Below are 13,281 nucleotides of genomic sequence, written 5' to 3' on the forward strand. Positions count from 1 at the left end.
GTGACCAGCCTATTAACTGCCTAAGCAGTGAATGTGTGACACGATGTTACTGCCTAGGCAGCGAATGTCAAACGAATAGTTAGGTTGCTTGCTAATTAGCGGATAAATGGTGGGAGCCAGGCTCCCACCATTACCGTGGACGGATCAGAAATCGCGCTTGTAGAAAATATCCAGGGAGCTGGCCACGCCGCTGGCCACTTCCAGGTACACCTTCTTGCTCAGCAAATAGCGCAAGGCGATGGTGTTGGCCGGCTCGAACACCCCCACGCCATAACGCAGGCTGAGCTTCTCGGAGATCTTGCCGCTGGCCACCACGGCGGTGTTGTTGCCACTGCCCTGGGTGTCCAGTTCAAAGTCCTGGATGCCCAGGTTCTTGGCGATGTCCGACGTGACCCCGGCACTGCCCATCAACCCAAGACCCAGCGCCGCTTCGGCCAGCATGTTGTTGTCCTCACCGTTGGTGGTGCGCGAACGCCCCAACACCAGGTACGACAATGCATCCTCTTGGGCCATGGCCGGCTCCGAGAAAATTTGCGTAGTCGGCTGCTCGGCACTGCCGCTCAGACGAATACCGGCGGTGACGGTCCGGGACGGCTCGGTGGTGATCCGCACCGCTTCGATATCCAGGAACGGCTGGTCAATCGGCCCGGCAAACAACAATCGCGCGCGGCGCACAGTCAGGCGTTGGCCGTAGGCCCGGTAGCGGCCGTCGTTGAGCCACAGTTCACCACGGGTGTCCATGTTGTCGCCGATGTGCACATGGCCTTGCAGGTTGGCGGTAAGGCCAAACCCGGCGAAGCTCAGCTTGTCCTTGCCTACCTCCACATCGATGTCCATCGCCATGGCCATCGGCGGCTTGCCCTCTTCGGTCTGGCTGCCGACGATCACCGTGTCATCCGAGACCTTGACCGTCGATGGGGGCAATTCCCGCACGGTGATCTCGCCCTTGGGAATCTGCACCTTGCCGGAGATCGCCAGCTTGTCGTTCTTCATGCTGATCTTCAGGTCGGGCGCCACCTCCAGGGCCGCGTACGGTTCCACGGTGACCGGCAGTTGCGTGCCTTGCAGCGCGATATCCACCGCCAGGGCCTGGCCCCAGTCGATCTGCCCCTTGATAGTGCCCTGCCCGGCCTTGCCGCTGCGCCAGCCGCCATTGAGCTGCACGCTTTCGCCGGCAATCAACGCCTGGATATTCAGGCCTTCAATGCTGGTGGGCAGTTCCGGGCCGGAGATTTCACCCCCCACCAGGTTGATGCTGCCGTTGACCTGAGGCGCCAGCAGGCTGCCGCCAATTCGCCCGTTACCGTTGAGCTTGCCGTTGAGCTTCTCGACCATGGGTACAAAGGGGCGGGCCACCGCGAGGTCGAGGCCGGTCAGGGTGAAGTTGCCGGTGATCGGCTTGTTCTTTGCCAGCGGATTGAGCTGCGCCTGCAACAGCAACTCGCCGAGCTTGCCGCCACGGAAATTGAGCTGGGTGTCGATGCGCGTGGGGTTGAGGGTGGTTTCCAGCTTCAGCGTGTCGTAGGGGAAATCCAGCCACTGGTCCTTGTCCTTGACCCGCAGGGTACCGCCGCTGGCGTCCACCGAGACCACGCCTTTGGGGCCGCTGGCCGGCAGGTCGAGCTGCACGTCGGCATTGAGCTTGCCCTGCCAGGCGAAATCCTTGGGCAACCACTGCGCCAGGCTGTCGATTGGGAACTGCTTGAGGTGATAACGCAGCTTCGGCTCGGGCATCAGGCGCTGGTCTTCGCCGCACAGGCTCGCCGGGCCGGAGACCCAGCAGTGCGCCGCAAAGTTCAGCTTGCCATCGGCCAGGCGCTCGATCTTCGCCGGCGCTTGCAGCTTCCAGTCCTGGCCACCGGCTTGCACATCGCCGCTGGCCAGGCGCCCGCGCCAGTTGCCTTTGTCGAGGTTGCCGTCCAGGGCCAGGGCCAGCTTGAGCAACGGGCCGGCCAGGTCGAGCTGGACTTTCTGGCTTTTGATATCGCCCTGGGCGCTGGCACTGAAGGTGCCGAGCTGGGTTTCACCGGCCTGGATGCCACTGCCTTTCAGGTCGACTTTGGCGCGCTGGGCATTATCCAGGTTCGCGTCCAGGGTCAGGTTTTGCAGGCGGTTATCTTCAAACGCCAGTTGCTGGCCAACCAGGTTGAGCTTGCCTTGCGGCGCTTTCAGGGTGCCGGCGACGTCGAGGCGACCATTCATCTGCCCGCGCAGTTGCGGCCAGAGCTGGGCGAGGCGCGTCAGCTTGATGTCGATCTGCCCGGCAAGGCGCTGTTGCAGGCTGCCGCTGCCATAGATGCGGTTGTCGCCGAGGCGAATGTCGAGGGTGCCGAGGGTCCATTGCTCGCCTGCGCCTTCGGCCTTGGCCTGGAGCACGGCAGGTTGGCCACGCAGACGGCCCTTGAGGTCGAGGTCGGCATTGAGCTTGAGTTGCTCGTTCTTCATTTCGCCCTTGCTGCGCAACGGGCCCGCGAGGGTGCCGGGCAACTCCGCGACCCAATACGCCGGGTTGATCGCCGACAGGTCCAGCGCCGTGTCCCAGGCGATGCCATCGGCAAATTGCAGGTTCAGGTGGCCTTCGGCCTTGCCCTGACCAGCCGCGAGTTTCAACTCGGGGAGGAACACTTGCTTGAGGTCGCCACTGAACGGGCTGGCCAGGCTGAACTTGCCCGCAGGGCCGTCGAGGTCGGCCTTGAAGTTGCCCAGGTAGTTGCCGTCCTTGTAGGAAACTTCACCATTGAAGGTACGCAAGGCCACCTGGGGTTCGTCGATCACCGGGTACAGGCGATGCCACGGGAAATCCAGCCAGTCGATTTTTGCGTCGGCGCTGAAGCCTTGCTGCCAGTCCAGATTGGCACTGAGCTTGAGGCTTTGCTTGTCACCGGCATTCAAATCCAGCCCGGCGATCTGCGCGCCCTTGGCGTCGACCTTGCCTTGCAGCAGCAGGTCCACCGGGCCTTTTTCCGCGGGCAGTACGGCTTTGCCCAGCAACTGGTAACCGTTGCTCAGGTCGCCCTTGGCGGTCAGGTCCAGCTGATTGAGTTGCAGGGTATCGGGCAAATCGGCGCTGGGTTTGAAGCCGTCGGCGGTGATGTGCAACTGCGCCGGCAGGTTTTCCACCAGCGGTTGCAATTCGCCGCTGAGCTTGGCCGGCAGGTAGCCGCTGCTGTCGGCGTCGAGCTTGAGGGTCTTGAGCAAATCGCCATCGACCTTCAGCGCCAGCGTCCAGGGCGCACCGCCCGGCGCGTAAGGCAGGCTCAGGTTGCCGCTGGCGGCCAGCGGCCAATTGCCGGTGGGTTGCAGCAGGCCGGACAGGTCAAGGACCAAACCGTCCCGTTGCAGGTGCACCGAATCGATCTGCATCCCGGCGGCAGTCCAGTGCGCCGCCAGCTGCAGGCCCTGGAGCTCTTCGCTGCCATTGAACAGCAGGCTGCCAACGCGGATGTCACCCAACTGAAGGGCGACCGGCAGTTTCAGGTCCGGCAGGGTAATCGGGCCGCTGCTTTCTTCGGTGCCGGGTGGAAATTGCAGGCTCACCTGCTCCACATCCAGTTGGTTGATGCACAAGGTCATGCGCATCAAACAGGCCGGCGACCAGTCGAACTTTGGCGACTGAAGCTCCACGCGGCTGCTGTCCTGCTGCCATAACAGATGGTCGGCACTCCACTGCCCGCCCAGGCGACCCTGGAAATTCTCCACGGTCAAACCCGGCACCTGGCCCAGCACCCACCGGCTGCCGGCTTGGGTACCCAGCACCGTCCCCAGTGCCAGCACTATCACCGCGAGGACCGCCAGAATGGCCAGCCCCGCTATTTTCAAACCACGCATCACAGCTCAGGCCCCATGGAAAAGTGCAAACGAATGCCGCCCGGATCTTCGAGGGCATGGGCCAGGTCGAGGCGGATCGGGCCAACCGGCGACACCCAGCGCACACCCACACCCACACCGGTTTTCAGGCTTGGCATTTCCAGGGTGTTGAACGAGTTGCCTTGGTCGATAAAGGTCGCGATCCGCCATTTTTCGGCGATGGAATATTGGTACTCGGCGCTCAGGGCCAGCATGTAGCGGCCGCCGATGCGGTCGCCACGATCGTTTTCCGGGGACAGGGTCTGGTACTCGTAACCCCGTACGCTCTGGTCGCCACCGGCAAAAAAGCGCAACGACGGCGGCACGGATTTGTAGCCGTTGGTGGCACTGCCGCCAAACTGCGCCCGGGCCAGGAAACGGTGGTTGTCCCACAGGGTGGTCAAGCCCTTGATGGTCGCCGTGCCGTAAAGCAGGTTGGTGTCGGAACCCAGGCCTTCCTTGGCGACCTTGGCGTCGAACAGCAGGCGATAGCCATTGTGCGGGTCGATGCGGTTGTCGCTGCGCAGGTAGGAATAACTGATGCCCGGCATCAGCAGCGTACTCAGGCCCGAGTCGTTGCCCAGGCGATACTCTTCGCGCTGCCATTTGAGCGAGATCACCCGCGTCCAGCCGCTGGGCAACTTGCTGTGCCACTCGGGGCCGAGGGTGAGCAGTTTACTCAGGGTGTCGGTGTTGGCGATTTCTTCATTCTGGTAACCGCCGGCAAAGCGAAGTTTGTCGGTCAGTGGCGGGTCCATGGGAATGTCGTACCACAACCCGACGTTCTGCCGAGGCGCGGAAAGCTCGGCTTCCCAGCCATAACTGTGGCCCTGGGGGTTGACCCAGTGGCGCGTCCAGTTGGCCTTGCCCCGCGGGCCGACGTCGGTCGAGTAACCGAGGCCCAGGCCCATGGTGCGCGGCTTGCGGGTTTCAAGTTGCACGGCCACCGGGATCACGTCATTGGTCGAGGCCGCCGGAGCGGCGTCCACGCGCACGCCTTCGAAAAAGCCGCTGGATTGCAGGTTCTGGTTGAGTTCGGCGATCAGTTCGGAGTCGTAAGGCGCGCCGCTCTTGAACGGCACCATGCGTTGCAGCAGGTCTTCATCAAACGGCGTATCGCCGGCAAAGCTGACCTTGCCCAAGGTGTAGCGTGGGCCACTGTCATAAATCAGTTCGATATCGGCCACACCCGCCTTGGGGTCGACCGAGAGTTTCTGACTGGTAAAGCGCCCGCTGAAAAAGCCGTAGCGTGACGCCTGGTTCTGGATGACGCGCTTGGCGTCTTCGTAGTTGCCGTGGTTGAGCACGGCGCCGGATTTGAGTTGGTCGCTGGCGGGCACGCGAAAGGCCTTGAGGTCGGCGGCCTGGCCGTCGACCCGAATGGTCACATTGCGCAAATGCACCGGTTCGCCGGGGTCGATGGTGAGGATCAGGCGCGGGTTCTTGCCGCCCTTCACATCGCTGGCAATCTGCGGTTGGTAGTAGCCCAGCGCCTGGGCGGCCTTGCGGGCCTGCTCCTCGGCGCCACGGCTGAACCGCAGCAGGGCTTCTTCGTCACGATCGCCGACCCCGCCGATATAGCCTTCGATGTTGGCTTTCAACGCGTCGTTTGAAGGCTTGATGCGCACATCCAATTCGCTTTGCGCCAAGGCGCCGCAGCTCGTGAACAGCAGAATCAAGCCGCTGGTAAATCTTCCTGGAAACTTCATAGGCCGGGATGCTACACGAGCTTGGGAGCGAGTTAGAACCCGGATTTGTCTGAATAATTCTGTCTTAAACCGTTGCAGCCTGTAACACCTGCGGATTTGCGTGAAAGAACACGTGTTCCAGTACCGGTCCTACAGCGACCTCGCCGATCTCTTCATAGCCCTGGCGCTTATAGAATTCCAGATAGCGAGAATTCCCCGTGTCCAGCACCACGCCTGAGGAATGCGGGTCTTCGGCGCACCAGTTGTGCACCGCTTCCAGCAGTTGCTCACCGTAGTGCTTGCCCTGGAATTGCGGGTGAATCCCCAGCAACGGCAGCACATGCACCGAATCCGAGGGCAGGCACGCCAGCACTGCCTGATGGTATTCCAGGTAACGCCGGGTACCGCGCACACCGGTACTCAGCCACATGCGCAACTGCCAGGCCCAGCTTTCGGTGATGCCCAGGCGGCGGGTCGGTGGCGCGATCAGGGCGATGCCAATCAGCCGGTCGTTGACCAACAGGCCAATCGCCGGGAGTTTCTGGAAGAAGTGCTGTTTGACCAGCTCACGCACCGTGGCGCGCACCCGCTGTTCGTAACCGGGACGTTCGGCTTCGAAGATGTAGGCGAACGTCGGCTCATGGCGATAGGCCTGGTACAACAGCGAACGGGCTTCGCGGGAGTAGCCGCTGTCGAGCATGTGGATCTGGGCGATGGCAGTCGAGGTGTCAGGCATAACAGTGAATCTCCCCTGGGCGCTGACTCAAAAGGTCGCGCTCTTGTTATTACGAACGTCTGCGGCACTGTTTCGTTCAGTGTAGCCACCGGACGCCGCTTCGTAGCCCAACGCAGCCTTGTGCCTCGGCAGCTGCTACAAGGCTGGCTCCCGTCCTGCATTGTCGGCTAGCATCGCCCTTTTGCCAGACTGGACCGCCGACCATGAAAATCGTGTCTTTCAATATCAACGGGCTGCGCGCCCGCCCTCATCAGCTGGCGGCACTGATCGAGAAACACCAGCCGGACGTGATCGGCCTGCAGGAAACCAAGGTCCACGACGACCAGTTCCCGCTGGATGAGATCAAGGCCCTCGGCTATCACGTGTATTACCACGGGCAGAAAGGCCACTACGGTGTTGCCCTGCTCTCGCGCCAGGAACCGCTGGCGCTGCACAAAGGCTTTGCCAGTGACGAAGAAGACGCCCAGCGTCGGTTTATCTGGGGCACCTTCGCCGACGCCAACGGCAACCCGATTACCATCATGAACGGCTATTTCCCACAGGGCGAAAGCCGCGACCACCCCACCAAGTTCCCGGCCAAGCAGCGCTTCTACGAGGACCTGCAAACCCTCCTGGAGTCGCAGTTCAGCAATGAACAGGCCGTGGTGGTAATGGGGGATGTGAATATTTCCCCGGAAGACTGCGACATCGGCATCGGTGCCGACAACGCCAAGCGCTGGCTGAAGACCGGCAAGTGCAGCTTCCTGCCGGAAGAACGCGAGTGGATGGCCCGCCTGAAGAACTGGGGCCTGGTGGACAGCTTCCGCCACCTCAACCCGGATGTGGCAGACCGCTTCAGCTGGTTCGATTACCGCAGCCGTGGTTTTGAAGACGAGCCAAAGCGCGGGCTGCGAATCGACGTGATCCTGGCTTCCCAGGGCTTGTTGCCCCGGGTAAAGGATGCCGGTGTGGACTACGACCTGCGCGGCATGGAAAAACCCTCCGATCATGCACCGATCTGGCTGGAATTGAGCTGATTTCTTAACAGCAGCGCCGTTAAATGTGGGAGCGGGCTTGCTCGCGAATACGGTGTGTCAGTCACCGGATACGTCGACTGACACACCGTATTCGCGAGCAAGCCCGCTCCCACACTTTTTGACGGCGTGATGCCGGTCATATTGCTGAAACCTCTCTGACTTAATCTTGCGGCACTCCCTTTGGCTTGAGAAGGTGCCGGCATGATGCTGCGCGTTCTATCCCTGCTGGCCCTGCTCAGCGCATTTCCCTTCGCCGCTTTTTCCACCCCTCTGCCCTTCCCCGAACATGGCCCGGCCTTGCGCATCCAGGGTTCCAATACCATCGGCGCGGCACTTGGCCCGGCGCTGGTCAAGGGGCTGATGGAGCAACAGGGGTTGCAAGCGGTGCACAGCGAGCCATCTGACCAGGCCAACGAACAGCACATCGTCGGCAAGACTCGCCAGGGCCAGAAGGTGACGGTGGAAGTGGCGGCCCATGGTTCCAGCACCGGGTTCGCAGCCCTGAAAAACGCCAACGCCGACCTCGCGGCGTCTTCCCGGCCGATCAAGGACAGCGAACTGGTGGACCTCGAAGCCCTCGGCGACCTGAAAAGCCCCGACGCCGAACAGGTCATCGCCATTGACGGGCTGGCGATCATCCTCAACCCACGCAACCCGTTGGGGACGCTGAACACCGCGCAACTGGCGCAGATCTTCAGCGGCGAAGTCTCGACCTGGGAACAACTGGGCGGCATCGGTGGCCAGATTCACCTGTACGCGCGGGATGATCAATCCGGCACCTATGACACCTTCAAGGAACTGGTGCTCAGCCGGCGCGGCAAGTCGTTGGATGGCAGCGCCAAGCGCTTCGAATCCAGCGAGCAGTTGTCGGATGCTGTCAGCCATGACCCCCAGGGCATCGGTTTTATCGGATTGCCCTATGTACGCCAGGCCAAGGCGGTGGCCATCGTCGATGGCGACTCGCAGCCGATGCTGCCGCTGAACAGTTTGATCGCCACCGAGGACTACCCACTGTCACGCCGGTTGTTCTTCTACCTGCCACCTGTTGCACAAAACCCCTGGGCCAAGGCCCTGGTGGACTTTGCACAAAGCAGCAAGGGCCAGGCGATCGTCGCCGCCAACGGTTTTATCGCACAGCAGGTGCAGGCCATGGCGGTGGAACCACGGGCGCCGATGCCCGGGGATTACCAGGCGATTGCCCGACAAGCGCAGCGCCTGACGGTGAATTTCCGGTTTGAGGAAGGCAGTGCCAGCCTCGACAACAAGGCGCGCCAGGACCTGATGCGGGTAGTGGCTTATATAAAGAGCCACGCCAAGCTGGACAAGCAGGTGACGCTGGTGGGGTTTGGGGATGCCAAGAGTGATGCGCAACGGGCGGCGCTATTGTCGAAGTTGCGGGCGATGGCGGTGCGCCGGGAACTGGTTAAAAGCGGCGTGGTGCTGAGGGACATTCAGGGGTTCGGTGCCGAGATGCCGGTGGCGGCAAATACGGCAGATGAGGGACGGATCAAGAACCGGCGGGTGGAGGTCTGGGTGTATTGAGGACGCGGAGCGTCCGGGGCAGCATTCCCACGCAGAGCGTGGGAACGATCAACTGGCCTCATCGCGGCAAGCCCGGCTCCCACAGTTGGCTGCATTCCCCTGTGGGAGCTGGCTTGCCTGCGATGAAGACACCTCGGTTTTACTGCCCGCTGCGCATCATTTCCCGCGGCACATACTTGCCGATCTCGAACTTGCCGATTGCTGCGCGGTGCACTTCGTCCGGGCCATCGGCCAGGCGCAGGGTGCGCTGCATGGCGTACATATAGGCCAGCGGGAAGTCATTGGATACGCCGGCGCCACCGTGGATCTGGATGGCGCGATCGATCACCCTCAACGCCACGTTCGGCGCCACCACCTTGATCTGGGCGATTTCGCTTTTCGCGACCTTGTTGCCCACGGTGTCCATCATGTAGGCAGCTTTCAGGGTCAGCAGGCGCGCCATGTCGATTTCCATCCGCGAGTCGGCGATCTTGTCGATATTGCCACCCAGGCGGGCCAGCGGCTTGCCGAAGGCGGTACGGCTGACGGAACGCTTGCACATCAGTTCCAGCGCGCGCTCGGCCATGCCGATGGAACGCATGCAGTGGTGAATACGGCCCGGACCAAGGCGCCCCTGGGCAATTTCAAAGCCCCGGCCTTCGCCCAGCAGGACGTTTTCGTACGGCACGCGGACGTTTTCAAACAGCACTTCGGCGTGGCCATGGGGTGCGTCGTCGTAGCCGAACACCGGCAGCGGGCGCACGATCTTCACACCGGGCGCATCCACTGGTACCAGGATCATCGAGTGCTGCTGGTGACGCGGCGCATCCGGGTTGCTCAGGCCCATGAAGATCAGGATCTTGCAGCGCGGGTCACAGGCGCCGGAGGTCCACCATTTTTTACCGTTGATCACCCACTCGTCGCCGTCGCGCTCTGCACGGGCGGCCATGTTGGTGGCATCGGAGGAAGCCACGTCCGGCTCGGTCATGGCAAATGCCGAGCGGATTTCGCCGCGCAGCAGCGGTTCGAGCCAGCGCTGTTTTTGCTCTTCGTTGGCGTAGCGCACCAGCACTTCCATGTTGCCGGTATCCGGTGCCGAGCAGTTGAACGGCTCCGGCCCCAGCAAGGAGCGGCCCATGATTTCGGCCAGGGGTGCGTATTCCAGGTTGGTGAGGCCGGCGCCCAATTCGGATTCCGGCAGGAACAGGTTCCACAGGCCTTCGGCTTTAGCCTTGAGCTTCAACTCTTCCATGATGGCGGTGGGCTGCCAGCGGTCACCTTCGGCAACCTGGCGTTCGAACACAGGCTCGGCCGGATAAACGTAGGCGTCCATGAACGCGGTGACGCGTTCACGCAGTTCCTGAACCTTGGGCGAATAGGCGAAATCCATGGGCAGCACCTTCTCAATGGAGGTTGTTGAGGTCATGAATCGATGCTAGAACAGCGTTGATAATTTACCTAGCCTATTCTCGGCGTGTATTAACATTCATCACCGATATATGATCGGCGTATGGACACCTAACAATAAGAGCGCAGCGAAATGAATCTGAGCAAGGTCGACCTCAACCTCTTCATCGTCTTTGACGCGATCTACACCGAAGCCAACCTGACCCGCGCCGGGCAGATTGTCGGGATTACTCAACCTGCGGTGTCGAACGCTCTGGCCCGCCTGCGGGAGACCTTCAACGACCCGCTGTTCGTGCGCACAGCCCAAGGCATGGTGCCCACGCCCATGGCCCAGAACATCATTGGCCCGGTGCGTAACGCGCTGTCGCTGCTGCGGGTGTCGGTACAGGAAAGCCGGATCTTCAACCCGCAACAGGCGGCCAAGACCTACCGCATCAGCATGACCGACCTCACCGAAGCGGTGATTCTGCCGCCGCTGTTCCAGCGCTTGCGCCGCCTGGCACCGACGGTGGTAATCGAGAGCTTCCTGTCCAAGCGCCGGGAAACCACCAAGGAACTGGCGGCCGGTCGCCTGGACTTTGCCGTGGATGCGCCGCTCAACACCGACCCGCAAGTGCGCCACGTCAAGCTCATGGAAGACCGCTACGTGTGCGCCATGCGCAAGGGCCATCCGATGGCGGGCAAGGACAAACTGACGCTGGATGACTACCTGTCGCTGACCCACATTCATATCTCCAGCCGGCGCAACGGCCTGGGCCATGTCGACCTGGCGCTGGGCAAGATGGGCCTGCAACGCAAGATCGCCCTGCGCTCCCAGCACTACCTGATGGCCTCGCAGGTGCTGCAGCAAACCGACATGGTAATGACCGTGCCGGAGCGCTTTGCACGGCGCCATGAACTGCACTGGTTCAACCTGCCGGTGAATGATGTGCCGATGGTGGAAACCCATCTGTACTGGCATGAAAGCACCGACCAGGATCCGGCCAACCGCTGGATGCGCGAGCAGATGATCGAGTTGTGCCAGCAGGTGACGGCCCATGAGAAGAAGCTGGACAAACTGTAGGAGCGAGCTTGACGTTAACGTCAACCAGCCATTAGCTTAACGCTCAAGACACTCCTTGAGCGCCCTCATGAGCACGACCTACAGCATCTCCGACCTCGCCCGCGAGCTCGACATCACCACCCGCGCCATTCGCTTCTATGAAGAACAAGGCCTGCTGTCCCCGGAACGCCGGGGCCAGGAGCGCATTTATTCGCCCCGCGACAAGGTCAGCCTGAAGCTGATCCTGCGGGGCAAGCGCATCGGTTTTTCCCTGGCCGAGTGCCGGGAACTGATCGAACTCTACGACCCTACCAGCGGCAACCAGAAACAGCTGCACAGCATGCTGGCGAAAATCGCCGAGCGCCGCGAGCAGCTGGAACAACAGTTGCTCGACATCGAACAGATGAAGCTCGAACTGGACACCGCCGAAGAGCGTTGCACCCAGGCGCTGGAACAGACCATTCAGGGCCAGGTTGGCCATTCATAAAAGGTAGCTGCCATGTCCCTCCCCTCTCATGTGCGCCTGGTGGAAGTGGGCCCCCGCGACGGCCTGCAGAATGAAGCGCAACCCATCAGCGTCGCCGACAAGGTGCAATTGGTGGACGCCCTGAGTGCCGCCGGCCTGGGTTACATCGAAGTCGGCAGTTTTGTGTCGCCCAAATGGGTACCGCAGATGGCCGGGTCGGCCGAGGTGTTTGCGCAGATCCAGCGCAAGCCGGGCGTGACCTATGGCGCGCTGGCGCCAAACCTGCGGGGTTTTGAAGATGCACTGGCGGCGGGCGTAAAAGAAGTGGCCGTATTTGCGGCGGCTTCCGAGGCGTTTTCCCAGCGCAATATCAACTGCTCCATCAGCGAAAGCCTGGAACGCTTCGTGCCGATCATGGACGCGGCCAGGCAGCACGGTGTGAGTGTGCGGGGTTATGTGTCGTGTGTGTTGGGTTGCCCTTATGAAGGTCAGGTCGCGCCGGAACAGGTCGCGGCAGTCGCTCGCGAGCTGTTCGCCATGGGCTGCTATGAGGTGTCCCTGGGCGACACGATTGGCACCGGCACTGCAGGCGCAACACGCCGGATGTTCGAGGTGGTCGGCGCGCAGGTGCCACGGGACAAGCTGGCCGGGCACTTCCATGACACCTATGGCCAGGCCATCGCCAATATCTACGCCAGCCTTGAGGAAGGTATCCAGGTGTTCGACAGCTCTATTGCGGGCCTCGGCGGGTGCCCCTATGCCAAAGGGGCCAGCGGTAACGTTGCCACTGAAGATGTGTTGTACCTGCTCAATGGCTTGGGCATCGAGACGGGTATCGACATGGACAAGCTGATTCTGGCGGGTCAGCAGATTTGTACGGTACTCGGCCGCCCCACCGGTTCGCGCGTGGCGAAGGCTCGCAGCGCCGGTTGAGTAGTGCGCTTGTGACGATGTGTTACCTCGCGGCTACACATCGGGTAACACGGGAACATATTTTGTCGCATTTCCTGAAGGAAATTTCTCGCCAAAAAATCAAGGCATTGATTTTAAAGGACTTTATAAAGTTGGCACGGCTTCTGCTATCTCTATTGCATAACAAGAATAAAAAGCACCAAACCTAATAAAAATAAGACGTAACGACTCTGACATAACAAAAACAACACGGCAGAGACGCAGCTAACAGATTTTTTTGGAGAAGATGTGCTTCGCAGGGTACGGCTTGCCGAAACCCGCAACCGGATAGAGAAGAACAAAAAACTACCTCAAGGTAGCTACCCACTGGTTGGATCGCGTGCGAAGAAGCAGATCAGCGCTCAAAAAAATACGTTTGCTCTTGACCCCGGATGGGGGTCGCCAAAAACAGCGGTAAAGGGCCACGGTTGCCAAAAACAACAATAGACCGCCCCTCAATAATAAAAAAAGAGCACGCAACGACAAATTAAAGGGGACCTTCGGGTCCCCTTTGTGCTTTCTCGGGGAAGGTGATTTGCGTGTATATCCGTTTTTTGGGTGATGGCTGAGATTGGTTCCGCTCTTACAGCGGCTCACTTTTGAACAGC

The 13,281-nt window shown here is 61.1% G+C and carries 9 protein-coding genes; 5 read left to right on the forward strand and 4 right to left on the reverse strand.

The window, feature by feature from the left end:
- Positions 1-144 precede the first annotated feature (144 nt).
- The 3 genes from HX824_RS17165 to HX824_RS17175 form a co-directional block, all read right to left on the reverse strand.
- Entirely contained in the window at positions 145-3,828 is a 3,684-nt protein-coding gene (locus HX824_RS17165; RefSeq protein ID WP_177054860.1) for a translocation/assembly module TamB domain-containing protein, read from the reverse strand.
- Positions 3,828-5,555: an autotransporter assembly complex family protein gene (locus HX824_RS17170; protein WP_177054861.1), complete on the reverse strand. Its 1,728-nt coding sequence runs from the start codon at positions 5,553-5,555 to the stop codon at positions 3,828-3,830. The genes HX824_RS17165 and HX824_RS17170 overlap by 1 nt, the downstream gene beginning before the upstream one ends.
- Positions 5,556-5,619: 64 nt before the next feature.
- Positions 5,620-6,270: an N-acetyltransferase gene (locus tag HX824_RS17175; protein WP_003211798.1), complete on the reverse strand. Its 651-nt coding sequence runs from the start codon at positions 6,268-6,270 to the stop codon at positions 5,620-5,622.
- Between the two features lie 203 nt (positions 6,271-6,473).
- On the opposite strand from HX824_RS17175, the gene xthA reads away from it, so the two are divergent.
- Both xthA and HX824_RS17185 read left to right on the forward strand, forming a co-directional pair.
- Positions 6,474-7,286 carry an exodeoxyribonuclease III gene (gene xthA / locus HX824_RS17180; RefSeq protein ID WP_102369515.1) on the forward strand — a complete coding sequence of 271 codons (813 nt, stop codon included), beginning with the start codon at positions 6,474-6,476 and terminating at the stop codon, positions 7,284-7,286.
- A gap of 201 nt (positions 7,287-7,487) precedes the next feature.
- Complete coding sequence (locus HX824_RS17185; protein WP_177054862.1) at positions 7,488-8,828, forward strand: substrate-binding domain-containing protein; 1,341 nt, start codon at positions 7,488-7,490, stop codon at positions 8,826-8,828.
- Between the two features lie 139 nt (positions 8,829-8,967).
- Here HX824_RS17185 and HX824_RS17190 read toward each other — a convergent pair whose 3' ends face one another.
- Positions 8,968-10,197 (reverse strand): acyl-CoA dehydrogenase, encoded by a 1,230-nt coding sequence (locus HX824_RS17190; protein WP_003211803.1) that lies wholly within the window; start codon positions 10,195-10,197, stop codon positions 8,968-8,970.
- 150 nt (positions 10,198-10,347) lie between these two features.
- Between HX824_RS17190 and HX824_RS17195 the strand changes: the two genes are divergently transcribed.
- The 3 genes from HX824_RS17195 to HX824_RS17205 all read left to right on the forward strand — a co-directional run bounded on the left by HX824_RS17195 (position 10,348) and on the right by HX824_RS17205 (position 12,655).
- A complete protein-coding gene (locus tag HX824_RS17195; RefSeq protein WP_003211805.1) occupies positions 10,348-11,277 on the forward strand; it encodes a LysR family transcriptional regulator in 930 nt (309 codons plus the stop codon).
- A gap of 67 nt (positions 11,278-11,344) precedes the next feature.
- A complete protein-coding gene (locus HX824_RS17200) occupies positions 11,345-11,743 on the forward strand; it encodes a MerR family DNA-binding transcriptional regulator (RefSeq protein WP_003211806.1) in 399 nt (132 codons plus the stop codon).
- Positions 11,744-11,755: 12 nt separating this feature from the next.
- Positions 11,756-12,655, forward strand: a complete 900-nt coding sequence (locus tag HX824_RS17205; RefSeq protein WP_003211808.1) for a hydroxymethylglutaryl-CoA lyase — start codon at positions 11,756-11,758, stop codon at positions 12,653-12,655.
- Positions 12,656-13,281 lie beyond the last annotated feature (626 nt).

The organism is Pseudomonas sp. D4002 (assembly GCF_013385665.1).
Lineage (GTDB): Bacteria > Pseudomonadota > Gammaproteobacteria > Pseudomonadales > Pseudomonadaceae > Aquipseudomonas.